This is a genomic window from Asticcacaulis biprosthecium C19, from assembly GCF_000204015.1.
Taxonomy (GTDB): Bacteria; Pseudomonadota; Alphaproteobacteria; order Caulobacterales; family Caulobacteraceae; genus Asticcacaulis; species Asticcacaulis biprosthecius.
Genome location: NZ_GL883079.1, coordinates 128,296 through 147,217, shown reverse-complemented (window position 1 = coordinate 147,217; position 18,922 = coordinate 128,296). Strand labels below are relative to the sequence as shown.

Sequence of the window (18,922 nt, the reverse complement as noted above, 5' to 3'; positions counted from 1 at the left end):
CGTTTGTTTTGAGACAGTTGTAGCCAAAGAGGTTGAACATCGGATTGAAGGAGAGGGTTAATGTCCCGTTTCCGGACGCTTATCCCCAGCGAGGCGAAGCCAAAAAGTGAGACAGCCTTCATCCACAGCGGCAAGAAATTCCTTCTCGATTTCATACGCGGTTTTGGCTATGCCCGATGCATGACACAGATGCCGACCAACCTCGATTCCGCCCTTCCCGTCTGGGACCTCACCGACCTCTACACCGGACCGGAAGATCCGAAGATCGCCCAGGACTTCGCGTCCGGCGAAGGCCACATCAAGGAACTGGCCAAGCTGCAGGGCTCTTTCCTGTCGGCGCGCGGCAACCCGGAACGCCTGGGCCTGCTGATCGACCAGGCAGCCTCCCTGTACGAAAAGGCCATGGACGATATGGGCGGCGCCCTTGCCTACGCCACCCTAGCCTCGACCATCGACCGCGAAAACCCGCAGATCGCCAAGCTGCAATCGGACCTGGGCGCGCAGGCGTCGATGATCTCATCCGACAGCCTGTACCTCAGTCTCGAATTGAACAAGCTGGACGACTGGGAGATCGAACAGGCGCTGAAGGCCGTTGACAAGGCCCAGAAGTGGCGGCCGTGGCTGCGCCGTATCCGCGCTTCGCGGCCCCACGAACTGTCCGCCGAACTGGAACGGCTGATGCTGGAACGCGCCCCGGCCGTCGGCCAGTGGACACGGCTATTCGACGAAACCCTGACGCGGCTGCGCGCCAAGGTCGGAAAAGAACAGCTGACCCTGAACGAAGCCCTGACCCGCCTGTCGTCACCGCAACCGGCGGTTCGCAAGGCCGCGGCCGGCGGCCTGACCGAAGCCCTGAAAGAGAATGCTCCGGTCCTGGCCCTGGCACTCAATACGCTCGCTTTCGAAAAGCAAGTCGAAGACCGTTGGCGCAAATACGAAGCCCCCGCGGCCTCACGCCACCTGGCCAACGAGGTCGACAAGGACGCTGTCGACGCCATGGCCGATGCCGTGGCGGAATCCTATACCGCCCTGTCGCACCGTTATTACAAGCTAAAGGCCAGGATCCTCGGCAAGAAGCAACTCGACTTCTGGGACCGCAACGCACCTCTGACCCAGGAGGTGCAGAAAAAGTACGGCTGGGACGAGTCGAAAAAGATCGTACTCGACAGCTTCCGTCAGATGGGAATCGAGTTCGCCGATCGCGCCCAGGTCTTCTTCGACAGGCCATGGATCGACGCCGCCCCGCGGCCAGGCAAGTCGTCGGGCGCCTACGCCCACCCGGTAACCGCCAATCGTCACCCCTATGTCATGCTGAACTTCACCGGCGACCGCCGTGAAGTCCTGACCCTGGCCCACGAACTGGGTCATGCCGTCCATCAGACTCTGTGCCAGCCCCTGGGCTCCATCCTGGCCGACACGCCCCTGACCCTGGCCGAAACGGCGTCAATCTTTGCCGAAGGCCTGGTGTTCGAACACCTGGTCGCCGACGCCTCGGCCGAGGACAAGAAGGCGCTGCTGGCCGGCAAGATCGAAGACTGCCTGAACAGCGTTATTCGCCAGATTGCCTTCCACCGCTTCGAAGAGCGTTTCCACGCCACCCGTCTGGACGGCGAAGTCTCCGTTCCCCAGATCAATGCCATCTGGTTGGAGGTCATGGGCGAGTCCCTGGGCCCGGCGATCAAGCTCAATGACGGCTACGAATACTGGTGGGCCTATGTCAGCCACTTCGTCCACGCGCCCTTCTATGTCTATGCCTATGCCTTCGGCGACCTGTTGGTCTCGGCCCTGATGGAAAAGCGCCGCCAGGATCCGCAAGGGTTCACGCCGCTGTACAAGACGCTTTTGTCGGGCGGCGGCACCAAAGCCTACACCGAGGCCCTGGCCCCCTTCGGCATGAACCCGCGCGACAAGGCCTTCTGGAAGATGGGCTGTGCCCGCCTGGAAGGGCTGATCGACGGTTTCGAAGCTCTGCTTTAGTTAACTTGCCCTGCGGACGAATTTGTGATCCGGTGACCTGAATCATCAGGAGCCGGATCATGAAAATCCTTGTTGTTGCCGCTGCTATGGCCCTCGCCGCCACCGGCGTCCATGCCAAGACCATCGCGGTCACGGCAGACCGCATGATCGAGGTCGAGACCGGCAAGGTCATCTCCAAACCTGTGGTCGTTATCACCGACGGTCGTATTACGGCTGCCGGCTCCGGTGTCGCCATCCCGGCCGGCGCCGAGCGTGTCGACCTGCCCGGCGTCACACTGCTGCCCGGCCTGATCGACATGCACGTCCATATCGACGCCGATCCGCGGTTCAGCGGTTATACCTATCTGCAGTTCTCCGATCGCTTCTGGATGACGGTCGCCGTCGCCAATGCCGAAAAGACGCTCAATGCCGGCTTCACCACCATCCGCAATGTGGGTTCCTATGAATGGAACGATGTCGGCCTGCGCGAAGGCATCGACGCCGGCTATGTCCCGGGCCCGCGCATGGACACGGCCGGCTTTGCCTTTGGCGCCACCGGCGGCCATTGCGATGACACCTATTTTCCTGCCTCGTTCAACGCCAAGGAACCGTTCAATTCCGACAGCCCGGCCGAAGGCATCAAAGCGGTCCGCACCCTGCGCAAATATGGCGCCACGGTGATCAAGATCTGCGCCACCGCCGGTGTCTTCTCGCGCGGCAAGTCGTCGGGTGCCCAGCAGCTGAGCGTCGCTGAGATCTCCGCCATCACCACGGAAGCCCATATGGACGGCCTGCGCGTCGCCGCCCATGCCCATGGTTTTGAGGGCATCAAGGCGGCCATCATCGGTGGAGTCGACACGATCGAACACGCCTCTCTGATTGACGACGAAGGCATCAAACTGGCCATCCAGCACGGCACCTACCTGTCGATGGACATCTACAACACCGACTACACCCAGGCCGAAGGCGCGAAGAACGGCGTCCTGCCGGACAATCTGCGCAAGGATCTGGAACTGGCCGAAGCCCAGCGCCAGAACTTCAAAAAGGCCCTGAAAGCCGGCGTCAAGATGATCTACGGCACCGATGCCGGTATTTATCCGCACGGCGACAACGCCAAACAGTTCGCCATCATGGTGCGCTATGGCGCGACACCCTTGCAGGCCATCCAGTCAGCCACGGTCACAGCTTCGCAGGCCCTGGGCTGGGAGAGCGATGTCGGCAGCCTGAAGCCCGGCCACTATGGCGACCTGGTCGGCGTTGTCGGCGATCCGCTCAGCGACGTGACCGTGCTGGAAAAGCCGGTCTTTGTCATGAAGGGCGGCGAGGTCGTAAGGAAGGAATAGCCACGGCTACAGAATTCTGCGGCGTCGCTTGACGTGATAATTTACGTAACATATTACGTACTTCATGACACAAGCCCTGCAAGACCTCGGTATCCTCGCCCTTGGCACACGGTTCCGCGTGCTTAGCGAAAACATGATGGCCACCGTCAAGGCCTTCTACGACGAGCACAAGCTCGACTTTGAACCGCGCTGGTTCCCCCTCTTCCGCACGGTCCACAAGCAGCCCGGTATCGGCATGATGGCCTTGTCGCAGCAACTCGGCGTGTCGCATGCCGCCGTCAACGCCTTCTGCAAACAACTGGTCGAAGCCGGACTGATCGAACTCACCCCGGCACCGACCGACGGGCGGATCAAACAGGTCACCCTCACCGCCTCGGGCCAGGTCCTGCACACCCGGCTGGAGCCAGCCTGGTTCGTCCTGCGCCAGGCCCTTGAAACCGCCTTTCCTGGCGAGACCGCCGACCAAACGCTACAACTGCTGGCCCGTCTTGAGGAAGCCGTCGACGACCGCGCCATTCCACGGGGACTGAAAACTGTTCTGAAGCGCGATCGTCTTCTGGAAGGGCTCGAAATCCGCCCCTACGACCCGGCCATGCCTGACAATCAACGCTATTTCGAAGCATTGAACACCGAATGGCTGGAACACTATTTCACCGTCGAGCCCGTCGATCGCCAGATGTTTGCCGACCCGGTTGGCCTGATCATCGCCCCCGGCGGCGCCATCTATATGGCCGCCGTCCATGGCCAGATCGTCGGTACCTGTGCCCTGGTCAAACGCTCGGACGATATGTACGAACTGGCCAAAATGGCGGTGTCAACGGTGTTCCAGGGCAAGGGCATCGGCACTGCCCTGGTCGCCGCCGTGGAGGACCATGCCCGGTCACTGGGCCTCACCAAGCTCTACCTGGTCTCATCGGTGAAACTACCGCACGCCGTGCCGACCTATCGCAAACTGGGCTATGTCGACAGCGCCACGGGACTGCACGAACTGTATCAGCGCTCCGACATCTCGCTGGAAAAGGTCCTGGTGTCCTGATTCTGAAATTCGCCCCTGTCCGATATCAAGCTCTATGCGAATTTCAGAATCAAAAGGACACCAGCAACTTATCATTTTAGTGTCGTTGAGATTTCGAAGTTCGCGCTCTTGGCTGATATCGAAGCTGGCGAACTTCGAAATCACGACACTAGCCTGATTGACCAAAGCCTTGCGCTTTTGTAAGAGCGAAGAGAATCTGCTGATTATGCATATGTTTCGAGGACCCTCATGGCCGACCATCACGATCACGACAGCCACAGCGACTATGTCCGCGGCGAAATGGATATCCATCAGCACCGCGGCACCTATGGCCTGTTCGCAGCCCTCACCAAGTGGGGCAGCCTGAACCTCGCCGTTTTCCTTACCTTTATCATCATCCTGACCTGCACCAAGCTGGGCCTGATCGCAGCTGGCGTTTCGGCTGTCGTCGTCGCCGTCGTCGGCTGGTTCCTGCTAAAGAAGAAGGCCGACCCGGCCCACTAAGCGCCATTTGCGCTCACAATGCCAAAGCCGGAACGACAGCCTTCGTTCCGGCTTTTTGCGTGCTTCAGCCAGAGAATGCCGCCAGTTTAGCAACGGTAACGCCAACCGGCACGATATATCACGCAACCGTCCTTTGACTCCCGCTGCGTTTGCCCATAACAAGCCATAATTCAGTTAAGCGGCCTTCAGAGTCGCTGCGGGTAATCTTGCGTACCGCCTTGCCATATAAGGGAAAACAAGTTGGCTGTTACCATCGCAATTCTCAAGGAATCGCACGCCGGTGAGACGCGGGTCGCCGCAACGCCGGATACGGTGAAGAAATGGACAGGCGCCGGCCAGACGGTCCGCGTCCAAAGCGGCGCTGGCCTCAGCGCTTCGATCAGCGACGAGGCCTATACCGCTGCCGGCGCGACGCTCACCGGTACCACTGCCGAAACACTCGAAGGCGCCGATATCGTCCTGAAGGTGCGCCCGCCCCAGGCCTCCGAAATCGCCGCGCTGAAGCCCGGCGCTTCGGTGATCGCCCAACTTGACGGCTATCGCGACAAGGACGCTCTGAACGGCCTCGCCGCGGCGAATGCCAATGGCTACGCCATGGAATTTGTCCCGCGCATCACCCGCGCCCAAGTCATGGACGTGCTGTCGTCCCAGGCCAACCTGGCCGGCTACCGCGCCGTCATCGAAGCCGCCGCCGCCTTCGGCAAGGCCTTTCCGATGATGATGACGGCCGCCGGCACGGTCGCTCCCGCCAAGGCCTTCATCATGGGTGTCGGCGTCGCCGGTCTCCAGGCCATCGCCACCGCCCGTCGCCTGGGCGCCGTGGTGACGGCCACGGACGTCCGCCCGGCCACCAAGGAACAGGTTGAGTCCCTGGGCGGCAAGTTCATCGCCGTCGAGGACGAAGAGTTCAAGAACGCTCAGACCGCCGGCGGTTACGCCAAGGAAATGTCGGCGGAATACAAGGCCAAGCAGGCCGAACTGATCACCACCCATATCGGCAAGCAGGACATCGTCATCACCACGGCGCTGATTCCCGGCCGCGCCGCGCCGATCCTGGTGACGAAAGAACAGGTGGCTTCCATGAAGCCCGGCTCGGTCATCATCGACCTCGCCGCGCCCCAGGGGGGCAATGTCGAGGGCTGCATCGCGGATCAGGTCGTCGACGTCAACGGCGTCAGGATCATCGGCTTCTCCAACATTGCCGCCACGATCGCGGCCGATGCCTCGGCCCTGTACGCCCGGAACCTGCAGGCCTTTGTTGGTCTCTTGATCGACAAGGAAGGCAATCTGGCGCCCGACTACGAGGACGATATCCTCAAGGCGTCGCTGGTCACCCGGGACGGCGCCGTCGTCCATCCGAATCTCAAGGGGTAACTGCCCTCACGCAGCAACGCGTCAGGGCAAAGGATAAGCCATGGAAACCGTATTTCACTTCGCCATCTTCGTTCTGGCCATCTTCGTCGGTTACTACGTCGTGTGGAGCGTCACACCGGCCCTTCACACACCGCTGATGGCCGTCACCAACGCCATATCCTCGGTCATCATCGTCGGCGCCCTGATCGCCGCGGCGTCGCAGGCCGCAGGCCCAGCCGGCGCCGACATCAATACCTGGATCGCCAAGGGCGCAGGCGCCATCGCCTCGGCCCTGGCCGCCGTCAACATCTTCGGCGGCTTCATGGTCACCCGACGGATGCTGGCCATGTACAAGAAAAAAGAAAAGAAAATTGAAGGGGGAGCGCACTAATCATGGAACTCATTACTCTCGCCTACCTCGTTTCCGGCGTTCTTTTCATCCTGGCCCTGCGCGGCCTGTCGTCACCTGAAACTTCGCGTCAGGGCAATCTGTACGGCATGGTCGGTATGGCCATCGCTGTCGGTGTCACCCTAATCGCCCTGTTGATCAACAATGCCCTCGATCCGGTGACCATCGTCCTGATCCTGGTCGGCATCGCCGCCGGCGGCACGATCGGCACCGTCGTGGCGCGCAAAGTCTCCATGACGGCCATGCCGCAACTGGTCGCCGCCTTCCACTCCCTGGTCGGCATGGCCGCCTGTATGGTCGCCATCGGCGCCCTCTATGCCCCGCGCGCCTTCCACATCGACAACGGTCTGGACGGGATCAAGCTGCAGTCGATCATCGAACTGGCCCTGGGATGCGCCATCGGTGCCATCACCTTTACCGGTTCGGTCATTGCGTTCGCCAAGCTGAACGGCAATATGTCCGGCGCCCCCATTATCCTGCCGGCCCGCCACCTCCTCAACATCGCCCTCGGCGTTGGGATCGTCGTCCTGATCGGCATCATGATCGCCACTGACGGCCGCGCGAGCTGGGCCTTCTGGGGCATCTTCGCCCTGGCCTTGATCCTGGGCATAACCCTGATCATCCCCATTGGCGGCGCCGACATGCCCGTCGTCGTCTCGATGCTGAACTCCTATTCCGGCTGGGCAGCCGCCGCCCTGGGCTTCACGCTGGAGAACATCGCCCTGATCATCACCGGCGCCCTCGTCGGTTCGTCGGGTGCGATCCTGAGCTACATCATGTGCAAGGCGATGAACCGCAACTTCTTCAGCGTCATCATGGGTGGCTTCGGCGGCGATACAGCCGCCGTTGCCGGTGGCAAGGTCGAAGCCCGCCCGGTGAAGACGGGCTCGGCCGAAGACGCCGCCTTCATCATGAAGAATGCCTCCAAGGTGATCATCGTGCCGGGCTATGGCATGGCCGTGGCCCAGGCCCAGCACGCCCTGCGCGAAATGGCCGACAAGCTGAAGGAAGAAGGCGTTGAGGTGAAGTACGCCATCCACCCCGTCGCCGGACGCATGCCGGGTCACATGAACGTGCTGCTGGCCGAGGCCAACGTCCCTTACGATGAGGTCTTCGAGCTGGAAGACATCAACAGCGAGTTCGCCACCGCCGACGTCGCCTTCGTCATCGGCGCCAACGACGTCACCAACCCTGCCGCCAAGACCGACCCGACCTCGGCCATCTACGGCATGCCGATCCTGGACGTCGAAAAGGCCCGCACGGTTCTGTTCGTCAAGCGCGGCATGGCCGCCGGCTATGCCGGTGTCGAAAATGAGCTGTTCTTCCGCGACAATACGATGATGCTTTTCGCCGACGCCAAGAAGATGGTCGAGGGCATCGTCAAAGGGCTTTAGAAAAGCGCCCTGGACGCCACAACATGCAGTACGAATTCCTACGGACAGAGTCAGAGTACCAGGACGCCCTTAGGCGGCTTGATACGCTCACCGGTGCGCCTCCCGGCTCGCCCGAAGGCGATGAACTGCAGGCCCTTCTGGACCTGGTCGCCGCCTACGAGGACGACCATTTCCCCGAAGACTGAACATGGTCCGTTTCCTGCAGGGAAACGGCGATGGCAACTCAACCGCGACAGTTCTTCACCATTTGGGGATTCTGGATCGTCCTCGCGCTTTATGCCGCCTATCTGTTGGTGGGACCGTTTCATGTCCTGGGCCAACTTTCCGTCTTCCCCCGCACCCTGCCAGCAGATCCGTTGCTCTGGTGGCCGAGCCTGTCGTTGTACAGCGCGCTCGCCCTCGCAATGTATGCGGCGGTGTTCCTGGCTCTGATCCGATTTACCCGGTTGGCGCACAGCAACGCCTGGATGAAGACACATACCGTCTTCGCTGCAGCTCTGATCGTCTGCGCCCTCGCCCTGGACCTGACCGGTGGCACAGCCCTTTATCGCGACCGGATCGTCACCCGCGCGCCCAGCCAGTTGAGCCCTATCTACCGGAGCTTCGACCTTGGCGAAGCAACATCGATACAGGTCTCATGCAACCAAAGCGCCAACACCTACGCTGTCGACTATGTCGTGGAATTTTCGGGCGGCCAGACGGTTAACCTGGCCACGGGCCTGACATCCGCGCCTCAAGCCAGGGTGTGGTACGCCGCGATTCAGGGCCTCCAGCGTGATCTGGAACACCGCGGCGTCAAACGGTTCATTTCGGAATGGCATTCCGACCACAGCTATATGGACTGCATGGCCGGTTATATGGAACAACTGGATCCTGCCCGGCGCGCCGCTATCAGCGAACTGTTCCTGCCGGCGCCCAAACCTCTTGAGGTAGCCCATGCCAGACTCCAAGAACGAGCCGAAAACCAAACCCACCGACGCCAGCGCTATTGATTACATCACGGCCATAGCGCCTGAGAACCGGCGCGCCGATAGCCTGGCTCTGCTCGATCTGCATGTAGACATCACGGGCCAACAGCCCGTCATGTGGGGTGACGCTATCATCGGCTTCGACCGCTACACGTCGATCAACGGCAAGAAACAAGCGTCCGACTGGCCGTTGGCCGGTTTTTCTCCGCGCAAGGCGCAGATGACCGTCTATCTCATGGCGGGATTTTCCGACCGTCCGGATCTGTTGGAGGGGCTGGGCAGGTTCAAGACCAGCGTGGCGTGTCTCTATTTCAACAGGCTGTCCGACCTTAACCTGGACAAGCTCAAAACCCTGATCAAATGGAGCTATGAAACGGCCAAACTTCGTTACAAGGCTTGATGGACCGGCCGTCATTCACCCGCCGTTCAGCCACAATTTGGCACAATCACCCCACTATGTTACATACAACGCTCTTGTCGGGGCGATGATCGAGGGATCCAAAGGTGCTGCGTAATCTTGTCAAAACGGCCTCGATGGCTGTGTCGGCCGCGGTGTTGCTGTCTGCTGCGCCCGCCATGGCGCAGAACATGATCAGTCAGACCGGCAAGGCGTCCGAAGCCCTGCCCGGTCTGCAAAAGTTCCTGAACCTGCCGGCCGGTGAACGCAGCCAGGTCAATGTCTATTATAACCTGCGCATCAAGAACTGCGACACCTCCAAGGTGACGGCCACTCTGAACGCTGGTGGCAAGACGACGCCCCTGCGTATCGCCGGTGACGGCCGCATCACGCCCTTGCCGACCCGCGATCAGCTGAACGCCGGCGCCACCATCACCATGAACATGCCCCAGACCTGCACCATTGGTCCCAAGATCAAGGTGCATTCGACCCAGGCGGCCGGCAAGTCCTACGATGCTGCCGGCCTGGCGCTCGGCATCAAGCAGGGTAATGCCGCCATGGGCAAGATTGCCGGCGCCATGGCGCTGGCCCTGAAGAAGCTGGACCGCGTCTACTTTGTCGGTGGCGGCGACGGCACGGTCGAGGTCGGCGACCAGAAGAAACCAATGCCCAAAACGGCCGCGGGCGGGGAATATCCGGCCGGAACGCCGTATTTCGTGCCGTCGCAATTCCCCGGCGCTACCCGTATCACCCTTACAAAAGCGGCTTCCACCGCCCTGTTCGACACCCCTCCGAAATAGGTTACCATGACATTTGCAAAGGCCGCGGCGGCGGCACTTCCTTTCGTACTGCTGGCAACGGCGGCGCTGGCAGAAACAAAAAACGTTCCGGCGGAAAAGCTGTTTCCGTTTCTGAAAGCCTATTATGACCTGCAAGCCAATCAGCGTGATCATTTCACGATGGGCTATTTCCTTCTGTTCGATGGCGTCGACAGGAACAGTGTCTCTCTGGTTATGAAAAGCCAGGCCGGCGATCGGCCGCTAAATATTGCGACCAATGGTCGGGTCCTGCCATTGCCAACCGCTGCTGACCTTAAAGGGAAGCGCGAAATTGCCCTGACCGGCCCGAAGGATGGCAAGATCGGCATCGATATCCGGCTGATGCCCAATGTGGCGCCTTCGGCGTCGATGGAGGCAAGCCCCCTGGCCGCGGCCGTAAAACAGGCCCACGATGGCGCCAAAAGGGCGGCGGGTTTGATGAGCCTGGCCGTCCCTGACTACAAGGCAGTGTGTTTCGAAGGCGCCCAAAGCGGTACGGTGGCAACCAAGGCGGGCAAGACCGTGAACCTGAAACTACAAACCTCGGGCAAGACGAAGGCCCCCTGCTTCTTCCCGGCCGATATCCCCGATGCCACGCGGATCAATCTCGACCGCGCCCCCACGGCCATGTACATCGTCCCGAAAGCCAAATAACTCTGTAGAATGAGCGCACTTAAGCTGAGCCGCGATGGTGAGGCGAAACGCGCCGGCTGGCGAGACGCGGAGCGGAGTTCTTCGTGCTCAACTAGGGAAGCGCTTTAACCTGAGCGCTTATCGTGAGGCGAAACCCGTTGGCTTCTGAGAAACGGAGCGGAGCGTTTCGTGCTCAACGAGCGAAGCGTTAGCACAACCAAAAACGTTGTACGTGAGCACCGTATCGCAAGAAGATGACGGTTTGCAGCCCACCAGTAAAGACACGCCATAGCTGAGCCACGATGGTGAGGCGAAAGACGCTGGCTGGCGAGACGCGGAGCGGAGCGTACGCTTGTACGTGAGCACCGCATCGCAGCCAGACGGCGGGTTGCAGCCCACCAGCGTGGCTCAAGCTTGGGCTTTGATTTCTTTTTGGACGGTTATGTACATCCCCAGCCAGCCGGCACCGTAGGCGCAGGCCGCCACCAGCAGCGGGCAGACAATGTGCACCCAAAGCGGGACCGGCAGGCCCACCATGCCGATCAGGTAACCGGCATACAGCAGAATACCCACGATCCAGGCGGGGAATTGCCCCATCTTGGCAACACGGACGGCTGTATAGCCGCCGGCCAGTGTACCCAAGGCCCAGGAGAACACCTTGATGGCAAAGGCTTCGGCCGGCATTGTCGCGTACAACTCCTTGAGTTGCGCCTCATCAGCCATGTTGAGCACGGGGGGCGGCGGAAAGGTGAAATCCCCCAGCAGCCGCATGGCGGTATCGATGATCAGTCCGACCAGAAGTCCGACAAGAACGGCCAAAACAACGACCAGTACCTGACGGGTCTTGGTTTCGTCCCACTCGGAAAGCCATTCCTGGAAACGGCTGAAGAAGGTCGATTTCACCATGTATGCTACCCCGGGGCTTGTTGTCGCCTTATCTCCCACGCAGGGAGTTTGACGCATTCTTAACACAATTTTAGGCACGCGAAAGGGGGATCATGCTTCGACCGGCCGTGGCCGTCCATTGGCGTCAATGGCGACGAAGGTGAAGGTCGCTTCGGTCACCGGAATCCGGGTGTCGCTGTCACGCAGGCGGCGGTAGGCCTTGACCTTCAGCTTCATTGAGGTGCGCCCCACCGACAGGATTTTCGCGTAGACGCTGACCTCGTCGCCGACCTTGACAGGAGTGAGGAAGATCATGCCGTCGACCGCAATGGTGGCGACGCGGCCGCGTGAGGTTCGCGCGGCAACATTGCCGGCCGCCAGGTCCATCTGGGCCATCAGCCAGCCACCGAAGATGTCTCCCGACGGATTGGTGTCGGCTGGCATGGCGGTAGTCAGGATGGCGATGTCGGCGGGGTCGGGAGTATCCATTGCGAATCCACATGAAAAAGGCGTCGAAGGTTATCCTTCAACGCCTTTTTAAACTGGCTTTCAAGACAGAAAGACCTGGTAAGCCGTGACTTAGGGCTTGGCCGGACGGGCCGCGGTGATACCGCCTTCACGCTGGATGCGCTTGCGAGCCAACTTACGGGCGCGGCGCACGGCTTCCGCCTGTTGGCGAGCGCGCTTCTCGGAGGGCTTTTCATAATGCACGTGACGCTTCATTTCACGGAAGGAGCCTTCACGTTGCATCTTCTTCTTCAGCGCCTTCAGAGCCTGATCGACGTTGTTGTCACGGACGAAAATCTGTACCAGAGGTCTCTCTCCATTCACAGTTCGGGACTGAGATCGTGGCCGCCCCAACCTGGGGAACCTGCCGGTTCAGTCGAATAAAAAGTTAAGCCCGCAAACCGGGCGGTCTGCGGGAAGGTCGCATGCCCATACATCAGAGCCTGGGGCATGTCCATACGAAGCTTACGTTAAAAGGGAGTTTCGCCGGCGTTTTTCCGGGATTTCGCCCCGCCTGCGACATTTCCACCCCTTGGCGCGGTGGGAGACAGGGACTATCCTGACACGATGAGCGCACACACACCCTTCTCAGACCTCAAGGAAGCCGAATACCGCCTGGCCCAGGCGGTGGCGCCTTTCGTGCCGGATATGGGCCTGAACCGTGGCAGTGTTGAGGCCGGCGCCCAGGCGCTGAACATGGACGAAGGCTTGCGCGACCTGATCGCGCCCAATGGCGCTTCGGATATCGCTGCCATTCTGTGGCGCGGTCACGACGCGGCTCTGGACGATGCCGTTGTCGACGGCCTTAAGATTCGCGAGAAGATCGCTCACCTGCTCAATTTGCGGCTCGATGCGGCGGCCACGGACGAACGACTTGCCCGGCGTTTGATGGGCTTTTTCGCCCTGCCCCACCATGCCGCCCTGTTCCACCGTCTATTGTGGGCCACAGCCGACAGCATCTGGCGTCTGGCCGGTGACAAGGCGCTGGACGAGAATCACTATTCCAAGCGGATCATCGTCTGCGGCATTTTGTCGACGGCGCTGATGACACGGTTGAGCCAGGGCCGCGACGCGCAGTTGGACCAGATCCGCCGTAATATCGAATCGGTCATGGCCTACGAAAAGTTCAAGGCCAACTTGCCGGCCAAGCCGGAAGAGGTCGTGCTGGACCTGGCCCAGACCCTGGGTCGCTTGCGCTTCGGCCACGAAGCGCCTCTGTGACAGTGGTGCGCATCCTGTTTGCCGTTGTGTAGCAATTGCTCGGCGTGATCGTTCCGGCCACGGCTGACTCGGTAAAGTCATATCCCGCCGAGATCAAAAGAACCCCCAACCATCCGGAAATCCGCCGTAGGTTCGGGATATAGCGCCCAACTCACGTTCCGCTTCAGTGATGTTTTCGCAGGTCGGGATCATGTATTTGCTTGCGACGGCATCCCAAGGTGTCTTGTCGTTTTCTCCCGCCATAGCGACGATCACATCAAACCCTTGTGCCCTAACATCTCGCGCGAATGCTTCGGCTGACTCGGAGCTTGCGAAAGCGTGCGCAAAGTCAATTGAGCGCGGAATGGTGAGATCGACACCCTGGGATGCTATCCTACGTAAGATCTCGGCATTTTCATCAAAGATTGACATCACTGCCCAACAACCAAACGAAAACGTCTATTTCAACCCGTCCAGGCCATCCGCCGTCAGGGTCACGGCGACCTCGGTAAAGTCATAGTCAGCCAGACCATTGACCGCAAAAGGATCGGTCGCGGCCCAGGTCTTGACCTGGTCCAGATCGCCGCGCGCCAGCAGCATGCCGCCGGTGCGCGGCACCTTGCGACCCGCCGCCAGCAAACGGCCGGCCTCGATGCTGGCCATCAGCCAGTCGCGGTGGGCGTCGATGGATGTATCCAACTCTTCAGTGGACACCTTGTAGGTCAGAAGTACGATAATCATCAGCTCTTGATCCGGTTGATATGGCCCATCTTGCGGCCGGGGCGCGGCCCTTCCTTCACGGAAAAGTCCTTGCCGTAAACATACAGTCTTGCGCGGGCTTCCGCTGACAGGCGCCGCCAGTCGAGTATGTCCGCCCCCAACAGATTGGTCATCTCTACCGTACAGCGCGCCGAGCTATCCCCCAGCGGCCAGCCGGCGACGGCACGGATATGCTGTTCGAACTGGTCGCAAAGGCAGCCGTCCTGGGTCCAGTGGCCGGAATTGTGAACCCGCGGCGCAATCTCGTTCAGCAGCACTTTGCCGGTCGGCAAAACGAACAATTCCACGGCCAGAACGCCGACATAGTCAAGCCCTTCCAGCACCTTGCGGGCAATGGCGTGCGCCTCGGCAACCGTCGCTGCGGCGATCTGGGCGGGCGCCAGGGTGGTCGACAGGATACCGCCGACATGGTGATTCTCGCCGATCGGGAAGGTCGAGACCGCCCCGTCCCATCCGCGCGCCGCCACCACCGAGATTTCCTGTGTGAAATCCGCCCGGGCTTCCAGGATCGAGGGCCGGCCATTCAGGCTGTCAAACGCCGCGGCGATATCGTCGGCCGATTTGATCCACACCTGGCCCTTACCGTCATAGCCTTCGCGGCGGGTCTTGAGCAGCGACGGCGGGCCCAGTTCAGCGACGGCCGCCTGAAAGTCCTCCAGGCTGTCGATGGCGCGGAAATCGACCGTGCCGATACCCTGCTCACGGGCAAAGCTCTTTTCCAGCACGCGATCCTGGGTGATGCGCAACGCCTTCGACGACGGCGCCACCGTGGCGCCCAGACCGACCAGATAGTCCAGGCTCGACGCCGGGACGTTCTCGAATTCGAAGGTGATGACGTCACAGCGTTCGGCCAGGCGGGCCAGCACGGCTTCGTCGGTATAGGCGGCAACCTTGGAAGCCAGCGACACCTGGGCTGCGGGCGATTCCGCGTCCGGACCGAAGATGACCACCTTGAATCCCAGGCGCGACGCCGCCTGGCTCAGCATCCGGCCCAGTTGGCCGTCACCCAGAATACCGATCGTCGCCCCTAAGCCGAGAGCCTGCATCAGTCTTCCACCGTATCGGGAACGCTGTCGGTCTGGGCGGCGCGCAAGGCTTCGATGCGCTCAGCCAGTTCCGGATCATTGAGTGCCAGGATCTGCGCCGCCAGCAGACCGGCATTCTTGGCGCCGGCCTCACCGACCGCCAGGGTGCCGACGGGGACACCGCCCGGCATCTGGACGATACTGAGCAGCGAATCTATGCCTTTCAGGCCTTCCTTCAGTGGTACAGGAACGCCCAGCACCGGGAGGGTGGTCATGGATGCCGTCATCCCGGGGAGATGGGCCGCGCCGCCGGCGCCGGCGATGATCACCTTGTAGCCCGCGGCCTTGGCACCGGTTGCAAAGTCGACCATGCGCTGGGGCGTGCGGTGTGCCGACACCACTTTCGCGTCATAAGCGACTCCTAAAGAGTCGAGCGCTGCGGCTGCAGCCTTCATCACGTTCCAGTCGGATCGCGACCCCATGATAATGGCGACGGGTACGGAGGCGGCCATGGGGATCCTTTCCAGGCTCTCAAAAAGGGCCGTATATAGGTGAAAAGGCCCTGTCTGCAAGCCCCGATTTGAAACCGCTCATGGGGGGTTAACCACCTTACTGTGGCTTGATTTTTCAGATCTTCAAATCAACAGAATTTGCGCAGCCGAACGCATTGCGCCGCGGCTGCGGGTATGCTTTCATGAGAGCCTACGACGGGCCGGTAAGAGCTCGCATTCTTACACCTCCCGTCCCACCAAAACCTTCCTTTATGTCTTATGATGCCAGATCAGCAACCGCCCCTGCCCGCGCAGGATCATGAGCCTATTCGACGCGCCACCACGGCGTCGATGCAGAGTCTGCTGGCCCAGTATTTCGAGACACAGACGGCCGACGATGTGATGGCGGCCAATGATCCCACGCCGGCTGAACCCGTGCGCCATGCCCTGAGCGTGACGGACGAGACGCCCAGGCTGCGCCCTGAGGACGCGATCGCGGCCTCGTTTGCCCGGCTGGAGGCAGCCCTGCATGTCGAACCTGTCGTGGTTCAAGGCGTCGAACCGGAGCAGAATGAATGGCCGGCCTCGGCTCAGGCTCTGATCGAGTCGCTGATGATGGAGAATGAGCGGCTGCGCGAGCAACTGCATCAGCGGACCCTGGCCTTGCAATCCGCCCGGGACCAGGCCGACAACGATGTCCTGACCCCAACCCTGAATCGGCGCGCCTTCCTGAATGAGGTTCACCGTGCCATGGCCGATTGCAAGCGCTATGGCGAAGAGGCGTGCCTGATTTATCTCGACATGGACAGCTTCAAGGCGATCAATGACGCCTACGGCCATGGCGCTGGCGACGCGGCGCTGATCTATGTGGCGGAGACGTTGAAGGCCAGCGTCCGCGAGGGTGACGCTGTCGCGCGTATCGGCGGGGACGAGTTCGCCATTCTGCTGCGGCGGGCGGATCTGAAGTCGTCGCGGGTGAAGGCGATGAAGCTGGAAGCCGAGCTGATGATGGGCACGTTCGCCTACAATGGCCTCTATCTGAAGACCGGCGGTTCGTTCGGGGTCCGCGCCTATGCCGGCCAGCCGACGGCCGAGGCGTGGCTGAGCGAGGCCGATGCGGCCATGTTCCTGGTCAAGAAGTCGGCCCGTTGAAACAGCATATAGCGGCCTTGTCGGTGCTGGTGCCGGAGTATGATCTGGCGATCGCGCACTACTGCGGCGATCTGGGATTCGATCTGATCGAGGACAGCGACCTTGGCAGCGGGAAGCGTTGGGTGCTGGTGGCCCCGCCGGGGTCTTCGGAGACGCGCTTGCTGCTGGCCCGGGCATCGGGTCCAGAACAGACGGCGCGTATAGGGGATCAGACCGGCGGCCGGGTGTTCCTAGTGCTGTTTACCGACGATTTCGACCGGGACTATGCGGCTTATGCGGCGGCTGGGGTCGAGTTTCGCGAAGCGCCGCGGGTGGAGCCTTACGGCAAGGTCTGTGTGTTCCGTGACCGTTTCGGGAATTTGTGGGATCTGCTGGAGCCCGCCAATCCATAAAAAAAAATGAGAAGAATAATTATGTCTTTCGATAAGCACGATCAGTTTGAATTCTGGTTGATGGACATGGACGACGCTATCGAAAGGTTCCAAAAAACCGTACCGCAAACCAATTCTACGCTCCTCGACTTTTCGCCTGAATCGTTAATAGCGGTTGAGGCTTTCGTTCTGGCCAGATACGCGAAAATTGAGGACACCAGACCCATGACAGAAGCCGCGTTGCTAGACGGAGCAGCCAGGTACGTAGGACAAGTGTTCCGAAAGCATCTCGGCGGCAAATGGGTAATTGAGTTTAAAGACGATAAAAACGCCTTTTATGGACTGCCTCAGCTAGCCGGAATGGCAGGGCAAAGGGGACAGGTATCTCCTTTGACGCTCATTACGGCATCTGTTGACAGAAGAACCGGAAAATTCATCCGAATTATATTCGACAATCACCAACGAAGAGACGAGAGTTTCAAACAAACTTGACGCATGTATTTCAGCCGATAAAGCTGAACAGCCTCCGATGTTCCTCGATGGCGAAAGCATCCGTCATGCCGGCGATATAATCACAAATCACCCGAGCCCGCGCCGTTTCGGAATCCTTAGCGCAGACAACCTGGAACCATTCGGTCGGCAGCGTATCCGGCTCGTTCATGAACAGGAAAAACATCTCACTCAGTGTCCGGCGGGCATGCGACCGCGTCCGGTTCAGTTTGTAATGCTTGTACATCCGCTCGTACAAAAACGCCCGCAACCGCGTGAGATCATCGAACACGCCTTTCGAAAACGCCACCATCTGACGCTTCGCAAGGCGCGCATCCTCCGCCGTTTGAATCCCGTCCGCCGCCAACCGCCGCGCCGTCTCGCCCTCGACGTCTTCGATCATCGTGCCAATCATCCGCCGCACGCCTTCCAGCCGCAGCATCCGGTTGTCGATATTCGGCCAGTCCTTCTGCACCGACCGCAAGGCGGGCCCAATCAACGGGACCTCCAGCAAGTCGGCTATGGTAAACAGATCCGCCCGCAAACCATCGTCAACATCGTGATTGTTGTACGCAATATCGTCCGAAATCGCCGCCACCTGGGCTTCCATGGACGCGAACGTGTCCGGCCGTAAATCCCATTGCTCGTTAAAGTCGACGATCGCCTTCCACGACGGCTCCGCCATATGATGCCCGACCGGCCCGTTGTGTTTGATGATGCCTTCAAGCGTCTCCCAGGTCAGGTTCAACCCGTCGAAGCCTGGATAGCGCGTCTCCAGCTTGGTGATCACCCGGAAGGTCTGGACATTGTGGTCGAACCCGCCCCACGGCTCCATGCATTTGTGCAACTCATCCTCGCCGGCATGACCGAACGGCGGATGGCCCAGGTCGTGCGACAGGGCGATCGTCTCGGCCAGATCCTCATTCAGCTTCATCGAATGGGCCAGCGAGCGGGCGATCTGCGCCACCTCCAGCGAGTGTGTCAGACGTGTCCGGAAATAGTCGCCTTCGTTGGCGACGAAGACCTGGGTCTTGCCCTTCAGCCGGCGGAAAGCCGTCGAATGGATGATGCGGTCGCGGTCGCGCGCAAAGGCTGTACGGCTCGGGCTTTCAGGCTGCGGGTTAAGCCGGCCGAGGCTCTTGGTGACGTCTTCGGCGTAAGGTGCCAGGCTCATCAGGCGCGTCTTTCGTCAGAGCGCACCCCAAAAAGTGTGACGCACTTTTCGGATAGAG

Annotated in this window: 24 protein-coding genes; 16 read left to right on the top strand and 8 right to left on the bottom strand. The window is 60.6% G+C overall.

All coding sequences use genetic code 11. From position 1 onward, the window contains the following. The first annotated feature begins 189 nt into the window (after nucleotides 1-189). The 12 genes from ABI_RS15825 to ABI_RS15775 all read left to right on the top strand — a co-directional run bounded on the left by ABI_RS15825 (nucleotide 190) and on the right by ABI_RS15775 (nucleotide 10,811). Entirely contained in the window at nucleotides 190-1,977 is a 1,788-nt protein-coding gene (locus ABI_RS15825; protein ID WP_040309638.1) for a M3 family oligoendopeptidase, read from the top strand. Nucleotides 1,978-2,036: 59 nt separating this feature from the next. Continuing rightward, nucleotides 2,037-3,299, top strand: coding sequence for a Xaa-Pro dipeptidase (locus ABI_RS15820; protein WP_040309501.1), 1,263 nt, complete (start codon nucleotides 2,037-2,039; stop codon nucleotides 3,297-3,299). Between the two features lie 64 nt (nucleotides 3,300-3,363). Further along, nucleotides 3,364-4,335, top strand: coding sequence for a bifunctional helix-turn-helix transcriptional regulator/GNAT family N-acetyltransferase (locus ABI_RS15815; RefSeq protein ID WP_083811535.1), 972 nt, complete (start codon nucleotides 3,364-3,366; stop codon nucleotides 4,333-4,335). Between the two features lie 228 nt (nucleotides 4,336-4,563). Next, complete coding sequence (locus ABI_RS15810) at nucleotides 4,564-4,818, top strand: aa3-type cytochrome c oxidase subunit IV (RefSeq protein WP_006274043.1); 255 nt, start codon at nucleotides 4,564-4,566, stop codon at nucleotides 4,816-4,818. Between the two features lie 240 nt (nucleotides 4,819-5,058). After that, nucleotides 5,059-6,192, top strand: coding sequence for a Re/Si-specific NAD(P)(+) transhydrogenase subunit alpha (locus ABI_RS15805; protein ID WP_006274042.1), 1,134 nt, complete (start codon nucleotides 5,059-5,061; stop codon nucleotides 6,190-6,192). Nucleotides 6,193-6,232: 40 nt separating this feature from the next. Continuing rightward, nucleotides 6,233-6,562: a proton-translocating transhydrogenase family protein gene (locus ABI_RS15800; protein WP_006274041.1), complete on the top strand. Its 330-nt coding sequence runs from the start codon at nucleotides 6,233-6,235 to the stop codon at nucleotides 6,560-6,562. 2 nt (nucleotides 6,563-6,564) lie between these two features. Beyond that, nucleotides 6,565-7,974 (top strand): NAD(P)(+) transhydrogenase (Re/Si-specific) subunit beta, encoded by a 1,410-nt coding sequence (locus ABI_RS15795; RefSeq protein WP_006274040.1) that lies wholly within the window; start codon nucleotides 6,565-6,567, stop codon nucleotides 7,972-7,974. 23 nt (nucleotides 7,975-7,997) lie between these two features. Further along, the gene (locus ABI_RS24550; RefSeq protein ID WP_006274039.1) at nucleotides 7,998-8,159 is read left to right on the top strand and encodes a hypothetical protein; all 162 of its coding nucleotides are present in this window, start codon (nucleotides 7,998-8,000) and stop codon (nucleotides 8,157-8,159) included. Nucleotides 8,160-8,189: 30 nt separating this feature from the next. Continuing rightward, nucleotides 8,190-8,966 (top strand): hypothetical protein, encoded by a 777-nt coding sequence (locus ABI_RS15790; RefSeq protein ID WP_006274038.1) that lies wholly within the window; start codon nucleotides 8,190-8,192, stop codon nucleotides 8,964-8,966. Beyond that, nucleotides 8,911-9,342 (top strand): DUF1801 domain-containing protein, encoded by a 432-nt coding sequence (locus tag ABI_RS15785; RefSeq protein WP_040309499.1) that lies wholly within the window; start codon nucleotides 8,911-8,913, stop codon nucleotides 9,340-9,342. Before ABI_RS15790 ends, ABI_RS15785 begins: the two co-directional genes overlap by 56 nt. Before the next feature lie 104 nt (nucleotides 9,343-9,446). Then, the gene (locus ABI_RS15780) at nucleotides 9,447-10,139 is read left to right on the top strand and encodes a Rossmann-fold NAD(P)-binding domain-containing protein (RefSeq protein WP_006274036.1); all 693 of its coding nucleotides are present in this window, start codon (nucleotides 9,447-9,449) and stop codon (nucleotides 10,137-10,139) included. A 6-nt stretch (nucleotides 10,140-10,145) separates the two neighbouring features. Further along, nucleotides 10,146-10,811, top strand: coding sequence for a hypothetical protein (locus ABI_RS15775; protein WP_006274035.1), 666 nt, complete (start codon nucleotides 10,146-10,148; stop codon nucleotides 10,809-10,811). Nucleotides 10,812-11,198: 387 nt separating this feature from the next. On the opposite strand, the gene ABI_RS15770 is transcribed toward ABI_RS15775, so the two are convergent. The 3 genes from ABI_RS15770 to rpsU form a co-directional block, all read right to left on the bottom strand. Beyond that, complete coding sequence (locus ABI_RS15770) at nucleotides 11,199-11,696, bottom strand: hypothetical protein (RefSeq protein ID WP_006274034.1); 498 nt, start codon at nucleotides 11,694-11,696, stop codon at nucleotides 11,199-11,201. A 90-nt stretch (nucleotides 11,697-11,786) separates the two neighbouring features. Beyond that, nucleotides 11,787-12,164, bottom strand: coding sequence for an acyl-CoA thioesterase (locus tag ABI_RS15765; protein WP_006274033.1), 378 nt, complete (start codon nucleotides 12,162-12,164; stop codon nucleotides 11,787-11,789). Nucleotides 12,165-12,254: 90 nt separating this feature from the next. After that, the gene (rpsU, locus tag ABI_RS15760) at nucleotides 12,255-12,506 is read right to left on the bottom strand and encodes a 30S ribosomal protein S21 (RefSeq protein WP_006274032.1); all 252 of its coding nucleotides are present in this window, start codon (nucleotides 12,504-12,506) and stop codon (nucleotides 12,255-12,257) included. Nucleotides 12,507-12,749: 243 nt separating this feature from the next. On the opposite strand from rpsU, the gene ABI_RS15755 reads away from it, so the two are divergent. Beyond that, the gene (locus ABI_RS15755) at nucleotides 12,750-13,403 is read left to right on the top strand and encodes a COQ9 family protein (protein ID WP_006274030.1); all 654 of its coding nucleotides are present in this window, start codon (nucleotides 12,750-12,752) and stop codon (nucleotides 13,401-13,403) included. Between the two features lie 93 nt (nucleotides 13,404-13,496). On the opposite strand, the gene ABI_RS15750 is transcribed toward ABI_RS15755, so the two are convergent. Genes ABI_RS15750 through purE form a run of 4 tightly spaced genes read right to left on the bottom strand, consistent with a single transcriptional unit; the run spans nucleotide 13,497 to nucleotide 15,699 of the window. Beyond that, a complete protein-coding gene (locus ABI_RS15750) occupies nucleotides 13,497-13,814 on the bottom strand; it encodes a ribonuclease E inhibitor RraB (RefSeq protein WP_040309498.1) in 318 nt (105 codons plus the stop codon). Nucleotides 13,815-13,841: 27 nt separating this feature from the next. After that, nucleotides 13,842-14,123: a YciI family protein gene (locus ABI_RS15745; RefSeq protein ID WP_006274028.1), complete on the bottom strand. Its 282-nt coding sequence runs from the start codon at nucleotides 14,121-14,123 to the stop codon at nucleotides 13,842-13,844. Continuing rightward, nucleotides 14,123-15,208, bottom strand: coding sequence for a 5-(carboxyamino)imidazole ribonucleotide synthase (locus ABI_RS15740; RefSeq protein WP_006274027.1), 1,086 nt, complete (start codon nucleotides 15,206-15,208; stop codon nucleotides 14,123-14,125). The genes ABI_RS15745 and ABI_RS15740 overlap by 1 nt, the downstream gene beginning before the upstream one ends. Continuing rightward, nucleotides 15,208-15,699 (bottom strand): 5-(carboxyamino)imidazole ribonucleotide mutase, encoded by a 492-nt coding sequence (gene purE / locus ABI_RS15735; RefSeq protein WP_006274026.1) that lies wholly within the window; start codon nucleotides 15,697-15,699, stop codon nucleotides 15,208-15,210. The genes ABI_RS15740 and purE overlap by 1 nt, the downstream gene beginning before the upstream one ends. A gap of 261 nt (nucleotides 15,700-15,960) precedes the next feature. Here purE and ABI_RS23800 point away from each other — a divergent pair, with 261 nt between their 5' ends. Genes ABI_RS23800 through ABI_RS15720 form a run of 3 tightly spaced genes read left to right on the top strand, consistent with a single transcriptional unit; the run spans nucleotide 15,961 to nucleotide 17,693 of the window. Then, the gene (locus ABI_RS23800; protein ID WP_245531372.1) at nucleotides 15,961-16,830 is read left to right on the top strand and encodes a GGDEF domain-containing protein; all 870 of its coding nucleotides are present in this window, start codon (nucleotides 15,961-15,963) and stop codon (nucleotides 16,828-16,830) included. Continuing rightward, nucleotides 16,827-17,222, top strand: coding sequence for a VOC family protein (locus tag ABI_RS15725; protein WP_040309497.1), 396 nt, complete (start codon nucleotides 16,827-16,829; stop codon nucleotides 17,220-17,222). Before ABI_RS23800 ends, ABI_RS15725 begins: the two co-directional genes overlap by 4 nt. Before the next feature lie 21 nt (nucleotides 17,223-17,243). Continuing rightward, nucleotides 17,244-17,693: a hypothetical protein gene (locus ABI_RS15720; RefSeq protein ID WP_040309496.1), complete on the top strand. Its 450-nt coding sequence runs from the start codon at nucleotides 17,244-17,246 to the stop codon at nucleotides 17,691-17,693. 10 nt (nucleotides 17,694-17,703) lie between these two features. Here ABI_RS15720 and ABI_RS15715 read toward each other — a convergent pair whose 3' ends face one another. Continuing rightward, a complete protein-coding gene (locus ABI_RS15715; protein ID WP_006274023.1) occupies nucleotides 17,704-18,864 on the bottom strand; it encodes a deoxyguanosinetriphosphate triphosphohydrolase in 1,161 nt (386 codons plus the stop codon). Nucleotides 18,865-18,922: the final 58 nt, after the last annotated feature.